General features: G+C 70.5%; 15 protein-coding genes. 10 read left to right on the top strand and 5 right to left on the bottom strand.

Translation table 11 applies throughout. The features are described 5' to 3' along the window. Positions 1-2: 2 nt before the first annotated feature. Positions 3-2,078 (bottom strand): transketolase, encoded by a 2,076-nt coding sequence (tkt, locus tag ACYVOO_RS12695; protein ID WP_461015757.1) that lies wholly within the window; start codon positions 2,076-2,078, stop codon positions 3-5. A 480-nt stretch (positions 2,079-2,558) separates the two neighbouring features. Here tkt and ACYVOO_RS12690 point away from each other — a divergent pair, with 480 nt between their 5' ends. Next, positions 2,559-3,500, top strand: a complete 942-nt coding sequence (locus ACYVOO_RS12690; protein WP_461015756.1) for a heme o synthase — start codon at positions 2,559-2,561, stop codon at positions 3,498-3,500. Positions 3,501-3,668: 168 nt separating this feature from the next. On the opposite strand, the gene ACYVOO_RS12685 is transcribed toward ACYVOO_RS12690, so the two are convergent. Next, on the bottom strand, positions 3,669-3,983 hold the full coding sequence (locus ACYVOO_RS12685; protein ID WP_461015755.1) for a hypothetical protein: 315 nt from the start codon (positions 3,981-3,983) through the stop codon (positions 3,669-3,671). Positions 3,984-4,138: 155 nt separating this feature from the next. On the opposite strand from ACYVOO_RS12685, the gene ACYVOO_RS12680 reads away from it, so the two are divergent. After that, positions 4,139-5,527: an amidohydrolase gene (locus tag ACYVOO_RS12680; protein ID WP_461015754.1), complete on the top strand. Its 1,389-nt coding sequence runs from the start codon at positions 4,139-4,141 to the stop codon at positions 5,525-5,527. Here ACYVOO_RS12680 and ACYVOO_RS12675 read toward each other — a convergent pair. From ACYVOO_RS12675 to ACYVOO_RS12665, 3 genes are all read right to left on the bottom strand, one after another. Then, positions 5,482-6,630: a COX15/CtaA family protein gene (locus ACYVOO_RS12675; protein WP_461015753.1), complete on the bottom strand. Its 1,149-nt coding sequence runs from the start codon at positions 6,628-6,630 to the stop codon at positions 5,482-5,484. The genes ACYVOO_RS12680 and ACYVOO_RS12675 overlap by 46 nt on opposite strands. A gap of 98 nt (positions 6,631-6,728) precedes the next feature. Continuing rightward, positions 6,729-7,514, bottom strand: a complete 786-nt coding sequence (locus ACYVOO_RS12670; protein WP_461015752.1) for an ABC transporter permease — start codon at positions 7,512-7,514, stop codon at positions 6,729-6,731. A 91-nt stretch (positions 7,515-7,605) separates the two neighbouring features. Further along, a complete protein-coding gene (locus tag ACYVOO_RS12665) occupies positions 7,606-8,532 on the bottom strand; it encodes an ABC transporter ATP-binding protein (RefSeq protein WP_461015751.1) in 927 nt (308 codons plus the stop codon). Positions 8,533-8,691: 159 nt separating this feature from the next. On the opposite strand from ACYVOO_RS12665, the gene ACYVOO_RS12660 reads away from it, so the two are divergent. The 8 genes from ACYVOO_RS12660 to ACYVOO_RS12625 all read left to right on the top strand — a co-directional run bounded on the left by ACYVOO_RS12660 (position 8,692) and on the right by ACYVOO_RS12625 (position 15,558). After that, on the top strand, positions 8,692-9,522 hold the full coding sequence (locus tag ACYVOO_RS12660) for a helix-turn-helix transcriptional regulator (RefSeq protein WP_461015750.1): 831 nt from the start codon (positions 8,692-8,694) through the stop codon (positions 9,520-9,522). Beyond that, the gene (sufB, locus tag ACYVOO_RS12655; RefSeq protein WP_461015749.1) at positions 9,519-10,940 is read left to right on the top strand and encodes a Fe-S cluster assembly protein SufB; all 1,422 of its coding nucleotides are present in this window, start codon (positions 9,519-9,521) and stop codon (positions 10,938-10,940) included. Before ACYVOO_RS12660 ends, sufB begins: the two co-directional genes overlap by 4 nt. A 202-nt stretch (positions 10,941-11,142) precedes the next feature. Continuing rightward, positions 11,143-12,363, top strand: coding sequence for a Fe-S cluster assembly protein SufD (gene sufD, locus ACYVOO_RS12650; RefSeq protein ID WP_461015748.1), 1,221 nt, complete (start codon positions 11,143-11,145; stop codon positions 12,361-12,363). Continuing rightward, on the top strand, positions 12,360-12,686 hold the full coding sequence (locus tag ACYVOO_RS12645) for a non-heme iron oxygenase ferredoxin subunit (protein ID WP_453345174.1): 327 nt from the start codon (positions 12,360-12,362) through the stop codon (positions 12,684-12,686). Before sufD ends, ACYVOO_RS12645 begins: the two co-directional genes overlap by 4 nt. Before the next feature lie 7 nt (positions 12,687-12,693). Beyond that, complete coding sequence (gene sufC, locus ACYVOO_RS12640) at positions 12,694-13,458, top strand: Fe-S cluster assembly ATPase SufC (protein ID WP_453345173.1); 765 nt, start codon at positions 12,694-12,696, stop codon at positions 13,456-13,458. Then, positions 13,455-14,711 carry a cysteine desulfurase gene (locus ACYVOO_RS12635; RefSeq protein ID WP_461015747.1) on the top strand — a complete coding sequence of 419 codons (1,257 nt, stop codon included), beginning with the start codon at positions 13,455-13,457 and terminating at the stop codon, positions 14,709-14,711. Before sufC ends, ACYVOO_RS12635 begins: the two co-directional genes overlap by 4 nt. Positions 14,712-14,764: 53 nt before the next feature. Continuing rightward, on the top strand, positions 14,765-15,232 hold the full coding sequence (sufU, locus tag ACYVOO_RS12630; protein WP_461015746.1) for a Fe-S cluster assembly sulfur transfer protein SufU: 468 nt from the start codon (positions 14,765-14,767) through the stop codon (positions 15,230-15,232). Further along, positions 15,229-15,558, top strand: coding sequence for a metal-sulfur cluster assembly factor (locus tag ACYVOO_RS12625; RefSeq protein WP_453345170.1), 330 nt, complete (start codon positions 15,229-15,231; stop codon positions 15,556-15,558). Before sufU ends, ACYVOO_RS12625 begins: the two co-directional genes overlap by 4 nt. Positions 15,559-15,611: the final 53 nt, after the last annotated feature.

Below are 15,611 nucleotides of genomic sequence, written 5' to 3'. Positions count from 1 at the left end.
GCTCAGCGGGCAGCCGCTTCCAGGGACACCCGGGCCGCCTGGGCGACGGCCTCGGTGGTGATGCCGAACTCGCGGTAGAGCGTCTTGTAGTCGGCGGAGGCGCCGTAGTGCTCCAGCGACACGATGCGGCCCGCGTCACCGACGAAGCGGTGCCAGGTCAGACCGATCGCGGCCTCGACCGCGACACGCGCCCGCACGGCGGGCGGGATGACGCTGTCCCGGTAGCTCTGGTCCTGCTCGTCGAACCACTCGACGCACGGCATCGAGACGACCCGCGTCGGCACGCCCTCGGCCTGGAGGACGTCGCGCGCCTCGACCGCGAGCTGAACCTCGGAGCCGGTGCCGATCAGCACGACCTGCGGGGCGCCGCCCTCGGCCTCGAAGAGCACGTAGCCGCCCTTGGCCGCGTCGGCGTTCGCCTCGTACGTCGGCACGCCCTGACGGGTCAGCGCGAGGCCGTGCGGCGCCGGCTTGGCGGCGTGCCGCTTGAGGATCTCGCCCCACACGATCGACGTTTCGTTGGCGTCCGCCGGACGGACCATGTTGAGCCCCGGGATGGCACGCAGCGCCGACATGTGCTCGACGGGCTGGTGCGTGGGGCCGTCCTCGCCCAGGCCGATGGAGTCGTGCGTCCACACGTAGGTGACCGGCGCCTTCATCAGCGCGGCCAGCCGCACCGCCGGACGCATGTAGTCCGAGAAGGTGAGGAACGTGCCGCCGTAGACGCGGGTGTTGCCGTGCAGCGCGATGCCGTTCATCGTCGCGCCCATGGCGTGCTCGCGGATGCCGAAGTGGACGGTGCGCCCGTACGGGTCGGCGCCCGGCAGCGGGTTGCCCTCCGGCAGGAACGAGCTCTTGTCGAACGAGGTGTTGTTCGAGCCCGCGAGGTCGGCTGAACCGCCCCACAGCTCGGGAATCACCGGGCCCAGCGCCTTGAGCACCGCGCCGGACGCCTTACGGGTGGCCTCGGAGCCGCCCGCCTCGAACGAGGGCAGGTGGTCCTCCCAGCCGTCGGGCAGCTTGCCCGCGCTGACGCGGTCGAACTCGGCCGCGCGCTCCTTGTTGGCGGAACGCCACGCCTCGAACCGCTTCTCCCAGGTGGCGTGCGCCTCACGGCCGCGGTCCACGGCCTTGCGGACGTGGGAGAGGACCTCGTCCTCCACCTGGAAGTGCTTCTCGGGGTTGAAGCCGAGGAGCTTCTTGGTCTCCGCTACCTCCTCCTCGCCCAGCGCCGAGCCGTGCGCGGCCTCGGTGTTCTGGGCGTTCGGCGCGGGCCACGCGATGATCGAGCGGGCCGCGATGAAGGACGGGCGCTCGGTCTCGGCCTTGGCGGCCTGGATCGCCTCGTAGAGCCCCTTGGGGTCGAGGTCGCCGTTCGGCAACTGGTCGACGCGCTGGACGTGCCAGCCGTACGCCTCGTACCGCTTGAGGGTGTCCTCCGAGATCGCGGTCTCGGTGTCGCCCTCGATCGAGATGTGGTTGTCGTCCCACAGCATCACGATGTTGCCGAGCTTCTGATGGCCCGCCAGCGAGGACGCCTCGGCCGAGATGCCCTCCTGGAGACAGCCGTCGCCCGCGAACACGTAGATGGTGTGGTCGAAGGGGGACTCGCCGGGAGCGGCGTCCGGGTCGAAGAGACCGCGCTCGTAGCGCGCGGCCATCGCCATCCCCACGGCGTTGGCGACGCCCTGGCCCAGCGGGCCCGTGGTCGTCTCGACGCCCGCGGTGTGGCCGTACTCGGGGTGACCGGGGGTGCGGCTGTCCCACGTACGGAACGCCTTCAGGTCGTCCAGCTCCAGGCCGTAGCCCGTCATGTAGAGCTGGATGTAGAGCGTCAGGCTGGAGTGCCCCACGGAGAGGACGAAGCGGTCGCGCCCCGCCCAGCCGGGGTTCGAGGGGTCGTGCCGCATCAGCTTCTGGAAGACCAGGTACGCGGCCGGTGCGAGGCTCATGGCCGTGCCGGGGTGGCCGTTGCCGACCTTCTGCACGGAATCCATGGCCAGGACTCGGACGGTATCGACGGCCCGCTGGTCAAGTTCGGTCCACTCAAGGTCTGTGGTGGTCGGCTTGCTGCTCACCCTGCGTCAGGGCTCCTCTCCACATGTCGATGGCCGGTGTGTTGTGCTCACCGGACGGTGTCGAGCGTACCCCTGCCGGGGTGCGCACTCTTTCGAGTGCTCGCAGTGTGGTCACCCGACGCTCCGGGCAACCAAAACCGGACAAGAGGTATTCCTGGCCGGTGCGTCACCGCGTGTCCACCTCCAGGCTGCCGGGAGGCCGCCGCCTTCGCCTGTCGAGAGCGCGCGCGACGCGCCGCGCGCCTCGCCGCGCCACACTCCGTGAAGCTCTGGCCGTGAAGCTCTGGCGCCTCCCCCTCCGGAGGGAGCGCGCGGCGGGCGGCCGACCCCCGCGAGGGCGCCGGGCCGCCTCCTCAACACGGGGTGACCCCCGCGCCGAGCGGCGTATGGCGGGCGTCTAAAGTGGCGTGGTACGCGCGAGCTTCACCCGGCCTTCACGTTGTCCGGGCTCGCTAGTTCTTGAGTCGATCAGGGGTGTTCGTGACGGCCGTCGAATCCCGTCCCGCAGGGGTGCTCGGCAGCAGCACCGGCCGTTGGCCGTTCAGGGCCAGGGTGATGGCGTTCATCGCGCTCACCAAGCCACGGATCATCGAGCTGCTGCTCATCACGACCATCCCGGTCATGTTCCTCGCCGCCCAGGGCGTGCCCGACCTGTGGCTGGTGCTCGTCACCTGCGTGGGCGGCTATCTGTCGGCGGGCGGCGCCAACGCGCTGAACATGTACATCGACCGCGACATCGACGCGCTGATGCACCGCACCGAGCGGCGCCCGCTGGTCACCGGCATCGTGAGCCCCCGCGAGGGCCTCGTCTTCGGCCTCACCCTGGCGGTCGTCTCCACGCTCTGGTTCGGCCTCCTGGTCAACTGGCTCTCCGCCGCCCTGTCGCTGGGCGCCCTGCTCATCTACGTCCTCGGCTACACGATGATTCTCAAACGCCGCACGGCGCAGAACATCGTCTGGGGCGGCATCGCGGGCTGCATGCCGGTGCTCATCGGCTGGTCCTCGGTCACGAACGAGGTGAGCTGGGCCGCGGTCGTCCTCTTCCTGGTCATGTTCTTCTGGACGCCTCCGCACTACTGGCCGCTGTCCATGAAGGTCAAGGACGACTACGAGCGGGTGGGCGTCCCGATGCTCCCCGTCGTCGCGGGCAACCGCGTGGTGGCCCGCCAGATCGTGGTCTACAGCTGGGTCATGGTCGGCGTGTCCCTGCTGCTGTGGCCGCTGGGCTACGTCGGCTGGTTCTATCCCGCCGTCGCCGTGCTGGCCGGTGGCTTCTGGCTCTGGGAGGCGCACGCGCTCCAGGCCCGCGCCAAGGCCGGGACCACGGGGGCCAAGCTCAAGGAGATGCGGCTCTTCCACTGGTCGATCACCTATGTGTCGCTGCTGTTCGTCGCGGTGGCCATCGACCCCTTCCTGCGCTGAGCCCAGCCCACCCACGGCGCTCGCGCCGAGCAGCGCACACGCACCAGCACCAAGAGAGGGCCCGACCGCCGGAGCGGTCGGGCCCTCTTCTCTTCGGCCGGGACGGGGCCGTAAGGCCGTACGGGGCGTGCGGAGCGGTACGGCCGTACGGGCGCCGGGCCGGGCGGGTCAGGTGTTGGACGGGCCGCCGATCTGGATGCCCGCCATCCGGGTCCACTCGTACGGGCCCGTGCGCACCTTCTCCGCCATCTCGCCGTCGAACGTCTCGCGCAGGGTGAGGTCCGCGCGCTCGGCGGCCTCTCGCGCGCTCTCCACGGACGGCGCCATCAGGTCGCCCCAGGTGCCGTCGGAGCCGACCAGCACGATGCGGGCGCCGACCTGCCCCACATAGGCGATCTGTCCCTCGGCGCTGCCGCCGTGGCTCTTGGCGAACGCGGTGATCTCCTTGGCGAGCCGGGCCGCCCGCTTGCTGCTGTCTGCCATGCACACGATGCTACCGGCGGGTATATCGGCTGGCGACGCCCTCGCCGGGCGCGAGACGGACGACACACCTGAGCGAGACGGACGACACACCCGTGCGGGGCGCCCGCCACCCAATCCGCCTCCGGCCGTTAGTCCCACTGGGACGAGGAGGCGCGATGACCGCAGGTTCCGGGGGGAGGCCGCGCTCTCTCCCGGTTTCACCGTGGGAGACGTCCCAGGCCACCGCCGGGCTGTTCCCCACCGTCGCGGGCGGCCCGTACGCGCTCGTCGACCAGCACAGCTTCGGCGTGCTCCACGAGGAACTCGGTCTCGGCACCTTCGAGACCCACCTGGCCACCGCCGTAGGCGGCGCCGCGCCCCGCAGCGGCACCTTCTTCGACAGCCGTCTCGGCTTCGCGCTGCGCCGCTGGTGCCCGCCGCTGCTCGGCCTCGAACCCCACTGCTCTCCGGCCCGCTATCTGGCCAGGCGCAGGGAGCTGGGTGCGTTCGCCGCGGGGCGCACGCTGCTGCGCGGCAGCGGCATCGGCTGCTTCCTCGTGGACACCGCCACCCCGCCGGACCCGGTTCCGGCCCCGGTCCCGGTCCCGGCGTCCACGCCCGACCGGCACGGGCTGACCTCACCCGACGAGCTGGCCGCCGCGGCGAGTGCCACGGCACGCGAGGTGGTCTGCCTGGAGACCCTGGCCGCGCAGGTCGCCGACACCTCGGGCTCCGTGCGGTCCTTCGTCGCCAACACCGCCGAGGCCCTGCACAGCGCGGCCCGCGAGGCGGTGGCCTTCACCTGCGACGCGGGGTTCCACGAGGCCAGGGCACCCGTGCTGGCCGAGGTCCAGCGGGCCGCCACGCGGTGGCTGCGGGCCCGCGCCGAGCGCCAGAACGGCGCGCGACGCCACGGCCCGCACGCCCGCCTGGCGGACTACGGGAACTACGGAGGCCACGGCGCCTACGGGAGCCGAACGGGTGACACGGACCGCTCCCGCTCGCGGCCCGCCGTCGCCGCCGTGCCTCTGCCCCGTGCCGGGGGGCCGGGGTGGGACGGGGAGTGCGGGACGGCGCACCACGCGCTGCGGACCGAGCCAGCGCTCGTGCGGCATCTGCTGTGGAGCGCCCTCGTCACGGGGCGCCCTGTGCGGCTGCGCTGCGGCGACCCCGCGCCGCTGGAGGGGTTCCTACGCGCCAGCTCCGGGCTCGGTACCGAGGTGGTGCTGCTCGCGCGGCGCCCGCACCACCGTGCGGCGGCGCGGCTGGCCGCCGCCTTCCCGCACACGTACGCGGACGCGGGGCCGCGCCCCGCCGAGACGCTGTACGAGGCACCGTTCGGAAAGCTGCTCTTCTCCTCCGAGGCCCGCGCGCTGCCCGAGCTGTACGTGGTGCGGGCGCGCGCCTTCGCTGGGGAGCTGGAGCGGCTGCTGGGGGAGTGGGTCGGCGAGGGCTTCTGCACCCGTACGGACGCGGTGCGCATCGCCCGTCAACTGGCGGGCGGTACGGCGCGGCGGGTCTACGGCCTGGACGAGGCGGACGGGCCGGACGTGGCCACGGGCTGATCCGACGCGGGCCCGTGGGCCGGGGCGGAGGCCGGGTCCGCACCGGAACCGGAATCGCCGGAGTCGGGGCCTTCGGGGCGCGCGTCCTCGGGCTCCGAGGGCGCGGGAACGGTGACCCCGGCCCCCTTCGTGCTCGTCGTGCTCGTCGCCCCCGTGGGCTCCATGGGCAGCGGCTCGCCGCGCTCGCGCAGCGAGAGCAGCAGCCGCAGCACGGCGATCCACACGAGCGTCGAGCCCAGCAGGTGGATGCCCACCAGCAGTTCGGGCAGGTCGGTGAAGTACTGCACGTAGCCGATGACGCCCTGGGCCATCAGGACGAGGAACAGCTCGCGCGTGCGCCGCTTGGGCCCCGCGGGAGCGTCCACGGCCCGCAGCACGAACCAGACGGCGAGTGTGAGGGCCACGACGATCCAGGCGAGCGCCGCGTGCGCCTGCGTGACCACCTTCGGGTCGAAGGGCATGCGCGGGACCTCGCTGCTGTCCCCCGCGTGCGGCCCCGACCCCGTGACGGCCGTCCCCACGACGACCAGCGCGCCCGCGAAGACGGCGAGCCCGATCACGAGCTGCTTCACCGGCCTGCCCACCAGCGGACGCGGCTCGGCGTCGCCTTCCCGCGCCCTGAGCCAGGTCACCGCCGTGACGGTGAGCAGCGTGCTGGCCAGGATGAAGTGGCCCGCGACGGTCCAGGGGTTCAGCTCGGTCAGCACCGTGATGCCGCCGATGATGCCGTTGGCCACGACGAGCCAGAATTGTCCCCAGGCGAGGCGGCTGAGACCCCTGCGCTGCGGCTTGGCGGAGCGCGAGGCGACGATGGCCCAGCCGACGGCGGCGCTGAGCACGTACGTCAGCATCCGGTTGCCGAACTCGATCGCGCCGTGGATCCCCATCTCGGAGGTGGCGACGAGGCTGTCACTGCTGCACTTGGGCCAGGTGTCGCACCCGAGCCCCGAGCCCGTCAGCCGCACGGCACCGCCGGTCACGACGATGAAGACGCTCATGAGGAGGGCGGCCAGCGTGGCCCGCTGGAGGGTCCGCTGAGTCGGGGTCCAGCGGGCGGCGACGTACGCGACGGGGTTACGTACGAGTTCGAGCAATTTCGGCACGCGCCCATCGTACGGGCGTGCTTGTGCGTGCTTTCACGAGGGGTGCGCGCGTGGTGTCCCAGAAGGCGAACCCCCTGGAGGGAGGCTCGCTCCGAGAGTCACTCCCACTTGAAGAACCGCGCCGCCGCGCCCAGCCCCAGCACCGCCCACACGGCGAGGACGCCCAGATCGGCCCACGGTGTGCCGGAGCCGTGCTGGAGCACGTCGCGCAGGCCGTCGGAGAGGGCGGAAACGGGCAGCAACTGGAGGACGCCCTGCACGGCGCCGGGGAACTTCTCCAGCGGCACGATGATCCCGCCAGCGACCAGCAGCAGGATGAAGACCAGGTTGGCGGCGGCGAGCGTCGCCTCCGCCTTGAGCGTCCCGGCCATCAGCAGCCCGAGCCCCGAGAAGGCGGCCGTGCCCAGCAGGAGCAGGAGCAGCACGGACAGCGGGTTGCCGTGCGGCGACCAGCCCAGCGCGAGGGCGACCACGGTCAGCAGGACGAGCTGGAGCACCTCGATCACCAGGACCGCGCACGTCTTCGCCGTCATCAGGCCCCAGCGGGGGAGCGGCGAGGCGCCGAGCCGCTTGAGCACGCCGTAGCGCCGCTCGAAGCCCGTCGAGATCGCCTGCCCGGTGAAGGCCGTGGACAGCACGGCCAGGGCGAGGATGCCGGGCGCCAAGAAGTCGACGCGCCCGCCCTGGCCGCCTGCCGTGTCCACGGGGACGTCGATGATGTCGACGGCGCTGAAGAGCACCAGCAGCAGGGTCGGAATGACGGCGGTGAGCAGCAGTTGCTCCCCGTTGCGCAGCAGCATCCGGGTCTCCAGCGCCGCCTGCGCCGCGATCATGCGGGGCAGCGGCGCGGCGCCGGGCCGTGGCGTGAAGGTTCCGGCGCTCATGACCGCAGTTCCTTTCCCGTCAGCTCCAGGCTGCTGTTCTCCGGGGGACAACCCCCGGACCCCCGGCCGGGGGCGTGACAGGCGTGCCCCGTCATGACCGCAGTTCCTTTCCCGTCAGCTCCAAGAAGACGTCCTCAAGAGTGCGCCGCTCCACCGAGATGCGGTCGGGCAGCACGCCGTTCTGCGCGCACCAGGAGGTCACCGTGGCCAGGAGCTGGGGGTCGACGGTGCCGGTGAGGCGGTAGCCGCCCGGGGTCAGTTCCGCCGCTGCCGTGTTGGCGGGCAGGGCCTTGAGCAGCGAGGTCAGGTCGAGTCCGGGGCGCCCGGTGAAGCGGAGCGTGTTCTCGGCCCCGCCCCGGCACAGCTTCTCGGGGGCGCCCTGGGCGATGACCTTGCCCGCGTCCACGATGGCCACGTCGTCGGCCAGCTCCTCGGCCTCGTCCATGTAGTGGGTGGTCAGCACGACGGTGACGCCGTCGGATCGCAGCTCCCGCACCAGCTCCCAGGTGGCGCGGCGCGCCTGGGGGTCGAGGCCCGCCGTGGGCTCGTCGAGGAAGACCAGCTCGGGGCGGCCGACGACGGCCATGGCCAGCGAGAGCCGCTGCTGCTGTCCGCCGGAGAGCCGCCGGTAGACCGTACGGCCGCAGCCTCCGAGGCCGAGCCGCTCGATCAGCACGTTCACGTCCAGGGGGTGCGCGTGGAGGCCCGCCACGTGGCGCAGCATCTCGTGCGCGCGGGCCCCGGAGTAGACGCCTCCGCTCTGGAGCATCACGCCGACGCGGGGGCGCAGCAGGCCGCTCTGCGCGACGGGGTCGAGCCCCAGGACGCGCACGGTGCCGCCGTCGGGCCGCCGGTAGCCTTCGCAGGTCTCGACCGTGGTCGTCTTGCCCGCGCCGTTGGGGCCGAGGATCGCGGTGACGGTGCCCTCTCCGACGGACAGGTCAAGACCGTCCACCGCGGTCTTCGCGCCGTACCGCTTCACCAGCCCCGCGACCTCGACAGCCGCTCCAGTTCGCATACGGGGAAGTCTAGGGAGCCCAGGTCAGTGCCTGGTTCGTGGGGCGGTGCGAAGCTCGTGGAGCGCCCGCCGGTAAGGGTGGCCTTACGTGATGCACCCCATTGCGGCAGGTCATGGCCCCGCTTGCCGCCTTCCGGGGAATTACGCAACAATGGCGTTGTGAAAAAGAAGGGTGACGCACACGAGACGCTCCCGGAGGCCGCGACGGCCCCCGGCGGGCAGCCCGTGCCCGCGCCCCTCGATGAACAGCACGGTACGAGGAACAGGGTCGCGCGCTCCATTCTCGACAACGGACCGTCAACCGCCGCCGAGCTGGCACTGCGACTCGAACTCACCCAGGCGGCCGTACGCCGCCACCTCGACGCGCTGGCCGCCGAGGGAGTGGTCGAACCCCGCGAGAAGCGGGTCTACGGCTCGCGCGGCCGAGGCCGCCCCGCCAAGGTCTTCGCTCTCACCGAGTGCGGCCGGGACGCCTTCGACCAGGACTACGACCAACTGGCGGCCGACGCGCTGCGCTGGATCGCGCAGACCGCCGGTGGCGGCGAGCTGGGAGACGCCGCCGTGGCCGCGTTCGCGCGTGCCCGCGTCGCCGCCCAGGCGGAGCGGTATCACCGCGCGCTGGAGCAGGTCCCGCCCGAGGACCGCGCCAGGGCGCTCGCCGAGGCCCTCACGCAGGACGGGTACGCTGCCACCGCGCGCAGCGCGCCCGCCTCCGCCGGAGAGCAGCTCTGCCAGCACCACTGTCCGGTGGCCCACACTGCCGAGCAGTTTCCGCAGCTGTGCGAGGCGGAGACCGAGGTCTTCTCCCGCCTGCTCGGCACCCACGTGCAGCGGCTGGCCACGATCGCCCACGGCGACGGGGTGTGCACCACCTTCATCCCGCAGACCCACACCCCAGCCCAGGCCCAGGCGCAGCCGCCCAGGACCACCAGCAAGACAACCGAAGCCACCACAGCATCTGTGAACACCGCCGGGAGGAACCCCGCATGACCTCTCCTACGGAGACTGCCCACCCCGAGCTCGAGGGTCTGGGCAAGTACGAGTACGGCTGGGCCGACTCCGACACGGCCGGTGCCACGGCCAAGCGCGGCCTCTCCGAGGATGTCGTCCGCGACATCTCGGGGAAGAAGAACGAGCCGGACTGGATGCTGAAGCTCCGGCTGAAGGGCCTGAAGCTGTTCGAGAAGAAGCCCATGCCCAACTGGGGCTCGGACCTCTCCGGCATCGACTTCGACAACATCAAGTACTTCGTACGGTCCACCGAGAAGCAGGCCCAGAGCTGGGAGGACCTGCCGGAGGACATCAAGAACACGTACGACAAGCTCGGCATCCCCGAGGCGGAGAAGCAGCGCCTGGTCGCCGGCGTCGCCGCGCAGTACGAGTCCGAGGTCGTCTACCACCAGATCCGCGAGGACCTGGAGGCGCAGGGCGTCCTCTTCCTGGACACCGACACGGCGCTGCGCGAGCACCCGGAGCTGTTCCAGGAGCACTTCGGCACCGTGATCCCCGCCGGTGACAACAAGTTCGCCGCGCTGAACACCGCGGTGTGGTCCGGCGGCTCCTTCATCTACGTCCCGCCGGGCGTCCACGTGGACATCCCGCTCCAGGCCTACTTCCGGATCAACACGGAGAACATGGGCCAGTTCGAGCGGACGCTGATCATCGTCGACGAGAACGCCTATGTGCACTATGTCGAGGGCTGCACCGCGCCGATCTACAACTCGGACTCGCTGCACTCCGCCGTCGTCGAGATCATCGTGAAGAAGGGCGGCCGCTGCCGCTACACGACGATCCAGAACTGGTCGAACAACGTCTACAACCTGGTCACCAAGCGTGCAGTGGCCTACGAGGGCGCGACCATGGAGTGGGTCGACGGCAACCTCGGCTCCAAGGTCACCATGAAGTACCCCGCCGTCTACCTCATGGGCGAGCACGCCAAGGGCGAGACCCTGTCCGTCGCCTTCGCGGGCGAGGGGCAGCACCAGGACGCGGGCGCGAAGATGGTGCACATGGCGCCCCGCACCTCCTCCAACATCGTCTCCAAGTCGGTGGCCCGCGGCGGTGGCCGCACCTCGTACCGCGGTCTCATCGAGATCGCCGAGGGTGCCGAGGGCTCCAAGTCCAACGTGCTGTGCGACGCGCTGCTCGTGGACACCATCTCGCGCTCGGACACCTACCCCTACGTCGACGTCCGCGAGGACGACGTGACGATGGGCCACGAGGCGACCGTCTCCAAGGTCAGCGACGACCAGCTCTTCTACCTGATGAGCCGCGGTCTGTCCGAGGACGAGGCCATGGCCATGATCGTCCGCGGCTTCGTGGAGCCGATCGCGAAGGAGCTGCCCATGGAGTACGCGCTGGAGCTGAACCGGCTGATCGAGCTCCAGATGGAGGGCGCGGTCGGCTGACGCCGCCCCGCTCCGCACCGAGTCATCGGTGACCCCCCTCTCCAACCAGGTGAGCGAGCCAAAGGGGGCGCCGGTGCCGAAAGGGAGAACGCGCGCAGGTCCCGAGGAACGAGGGACCGAGCACGATCGACCGTCGGCACCGGATCAGAGCCCCCGGAGGCGAGCGAACACAAGAAGGCAGAAAGCGAGCACCACGACAGCCATGGCTGAGGCTCAGAACTCCCCCGAGGACCTCCGACAGGCCCCGGTTCAGGGGGGACCCCCTCCGGTCGGTTCGAACACCACCGGGTCGATCGCGGTGGCGGCCGAGTCCACCGTCGCCACGCGGATGAGCGCGCCGCCGTCCTTCGACGTGGCGGACTTCCCGGTGCCGCACGGCCGCGAGGAGGAGTGGCGCTTCACTCCGCTGGAGCGGCTCAAGGGGCTGCACGACGGCTCGGCCGAGGCGTCGGGCTCGCTCAAGGCGGAGATCTCGGCGCCCGACGCGGTGACGGTCGAGACCGTCGCGCGCGACGACGCCCGGATCGGCCGCACCGGCAAGCCCGTGGACCGGGTCGCCGCGCAGGCGTTCTCCTCCTTCGAGAAGGCCACGGTCGTCTCGGTGCCCAAGGAGGCCGTGCTGGAGGAGCCCGTCCGGGTCACCCTGCACGGCGAGGGCGGCGTCTCCTACGGACACACTGTCTTCGACGTCGGCGCCTTCGCCGAGGCCGTCGTCGTCATCGACCACACGGGTGACGCGGTGCGCGCCGCCAACGTGGAGTTCCACGTCGGCGACGGCGCCAAGCTCACCGTCGTGTCCGTGCAGGACTGGGACGACACCGCCGTCCACTGCTCGCAGCACAACGCGCTGGTCGGCAGGGACGCCTCGTTCAAGTCCGTGGTGGTCACCTTCGGCGGCGACGTCGTCCGCCTCCACCCGCGCGTCAACTACGCGGGCCCCGGCGGCGAGGCCGAGTTCTACGGCCTGTACTTCACCGACAACGGCCAGCACCAGGAGCACCGCCTCTTCGTCGACCACGACACGCCGAACTGCCGGAGCAACGTGGTCTACAAGGGCGCACTCCAGGGCGAGGCGGCCCACGCCGTGTGGATCGGCGACGTGCTGATCCGCAAGGAGGCCGAGGGCACCGACACCTACGAGCTGAACCGCAACCTCGTCCTCACGGACGGCGCGCGGGTCGACTCGGTCCCCAACCTGGAGATCGAGACCGGCGAGATCGTCGGCGCGGGCCACGCCTCGGCCACGGGCCGCTTCGACGACGAGCAGCTCTTCTACCTGATGGCACGCGGCATCACGGAGAAGGACGCCCGGCGCCTCGTCGTCCGCGGCTTCTTCGCGGAGCTGGTGCAGCAGATCGGCCTGCCGGACCTCCAGGAGCGTCTGCTGGCCAAGATCGAGACAGAGCTGGAAGCGACCGTATGAGTGCCGCGTCCTACGTGCGCGCCACCGCGCTCAGCGAGCTGGAGGACGACACGCCCAAGCGTGTCGAACTCGACGGCGTGCCGGTGGCCGTGGTCCGTACGGAGGGGCAGGTGTTCGCCATCAACGACATCTGCTCCCACGCGAACGTCTCGCTCTCCGAGGGCGAGGTGGAGGACTGCCAGATCGAGTGCTGGCTGCACGGCTCCAGCTTCGACCTGCGCAGCGGCAAGCCCTCGGGGCCGCCCGCGACGCGCCCCGTCCCCGTATACCCCGTAAAGATCGAAGGGGACGACGTGCTCGTCTCCGTCACCCAGGAGTCCTGAAGTCCCCATGGCAACGCTTGAGATCAACGACCTGCACGTTTCCGTCGAAACCGAGGGCGGCCCGAACGAGATCCTGCGCGGCGTCGACCTGACCGTGAAGCAGGGCGAGACGCACGCGATCATGGGTCCGAACGGCTCCGGCAAGTCGACGCTCGCCTACTCCCTGGCCGGCCACCCGAAGTACACCGTCACCGGCGGCTCGGTGAAGCTCGACGGCGAGGACGTCCTGGAGATGTCCGTCGACGAGCGCGCACGCGCCGGTGTCTTCCTCGCCATGCAGTACCCGGTCGAGGTGCCCGGTGTGTCCGTCTCCAACTTCCTGCGGACCTCCGCCACCGCCATCCGCGGTGAGGCCCCGAAGCTGCGCACCTGGGTGAAGGAGGTCAAGGAGGCCATGGAGCGGCTCTCCATCGACCCCAAGTTCGCCGAGCGCAACGTGAACGAGGGCTTCTCCGGCGGTGAGAAGAAGCGCCACGAGATCCTCCAGCTCGAACTGCTGAAGCCGAAGATCGCGGTCCTCGACGAGACCGACTCCGGCCTCGACGTCGACGCGCTCCGCGTGGTCTCCGAGGGCGTCAACCGCGTCCGCGAGGGCGGCGAGGTCGGCACCCTGCTGATCACCCACTACACGCGCATCCTGCGCTACATCAAGCCCGACTTCGTCCACGTCTTCGCCAACGGCAGGATCGTGGAGTCCGGCGGCGCCGAGCTGGCCGACAAGCTGGAGGAAGAGGGCTACGAGGAGTACGTGAAGGGGGGAGCCGCCGCGTGACACACCTGCCGGGCCTTCTCGACACAGAGGCGCTCCGTAAGGATTTCCCGATCCTGGACCGCACGGTCCACGACGGCAAGAAGATCGTGTACCTGGACAACGCGGCCTCCTCCCAGAAGCCGCGCCAGGTCCTCGACGCGCTGAACGACTACTACGAGCGGCATCACGCCAACGTCCACCGCGGTGTGCACGTCCTCGCCGAGGAGGCCACGGCGCTGTACGAGGGCGCGCGCGACAAGGTCGCCGCGTTCATCAACGCGCCCAGCCGCGACGAGGTGGTCTTCACCAAGAACGCCTCGGAGTCGCTCAACCTCGTGGCGAACATGCTGGGCTGGGCCGACGAGCCCTACCGCGTGGAGCACGACACCGAGATCGTCATCACGGAGATGGAGCACCACTCCAACATCGTGCCGTGGCAGCTGCTCTCGCAGCGCACGGGCGCGAAGCTGCGGTGGTTCGGGCTCACCGACGACGGGCGGCTCGACCTGTCGGCGGTCGACGAGATCATCACCGAGAAGACCAAGGTCGTCTCGTTCACCCTCGTCTCCAACCTCATGGGCACGGTCAACCCGGTCGAGGCCATCGTCCGGCGCGCCCAGGAGGTCGGCGCCCTCGTCGTCATCGACGCCTCGCAGGCCGCGCCGCACATGGTGCTGGACGTCCAGGCGCTCCAGGCCGACTTCGTGGTCTTCACCGGGCACAAGATGTGCGGCCCGACCGGCATCGGCGTGCTGTGGGGCCGCCAGGAGCTGCTGGACGACCTCCCGCCGTTCCTCGGCGGCGGCGAGATGATCGAGACGGTCACGATGAGCGCCTCGACGTACGCCCCCGCGCCGCACAAGTTCGAGGCGGGCACGCCCCCGATCGCCCAGGCGGTCGGTCTCGGCGCCGCCGTGGACTACCTCTCGGCGATCGGCATGGACAAGATCCAGGCCCATGAGCACGCGCTGACGGAGTACGCCATCGCCAAGCTCAAGGAGGTCCCCGACCTGCGGATCATCGGCCCCACCACGGCCGAGGACCGGGGCGCGGTGATCTCCTTCACGCTGGGCGACATCCACCCCCACGACGTGGGCCAGGTCCTCGACGAGGAGGGCATCGCCGTCCGCGTCGGCCACCACTGCGCACGGCCCGTCTGCCTGCGGTACGGAATTCCCGCGACCACGCGAGCGTCGTTCTATCTGTACTCCACGCCCGCCGAGGTCGACGCTCTGGCCGAGGGGCTGGAGCACGTACGGAATTTCTTCGGCTGAGGCGGCTGGAGACGACGGGACGGACGGATGTACGGGACGGGACGGACTGACTCGTGAAGCTGGATTCGATGTACCAGGAAGTGATCCTGGACCACTACAAGCACCCCCACGGGCGTGGCCTGCGCGAAGGCGACGCCGAGGTGCACCACGTCAACCCGACCTGTGGTGACGAGATCACCCTGCGGGTGCGGTACGACGGCGACACCGTCCAGGACGTCTCGTACGAGGGCCAGGGCTGCTCCATCAGCCAGGCCAGCGCCTCGGTGCTGAACGACCTGCTGGTCGGCAAGCAGCTGTCCGAGGCGCGTCGGATCCAGGAGACCTTCCTGGAGTTGATGCAGTCGAAGGGCCAGATCGAGCCGGACGACGCCATGGAGGACGTGCTGGAGGACGCCGTCGCATTCGCCGGTGTCTCGAAGTATCCGGCGCGTGTGAAGTGTGCTCTGCTGAGCTGGATGGCATGGAAGGACGCCACGGCCCAGGCACTGGGCGAGGACTCGGCGAAGGAGAAGACGGCATGACCGAGACCACCACCAAGCCCGCGAGCGAGGAAGAGGTCCGCGAGGCGCTGATGGACGTCGTCGACCCGGAACTGGGCATCGACGTCGTCAATCTGGGCCTGATCTACGGCATTCACGTCGACGATTCGAACGTGGCCACGATCGACATGACGCTGACGTCGGCAGCCTGTCCGCTGACCGACGTCATCGAGGACCAGGCGAACTCGGCGACCGAGGGCATCGTCAACGAGCTGAAGATCAACTGGGTCTGGATGCCCCCGTGGGGCCCTGACAAGATCACGGACGATGGGCGTGAGCAGCTCAGGGCGCTGGGCTTCAACGTCTGAGCGGCTGAGCCGCCGCGTGGGTGCGGGTGTGGGTGCGGGTGCTGTTTCCGGCA

It is taken from the genome of Streptomyces daliensis (genome assembly GCF_054782395.1).
This window is presented reverse-complemented; position numbering and strand designations above follow the sequence as displayed.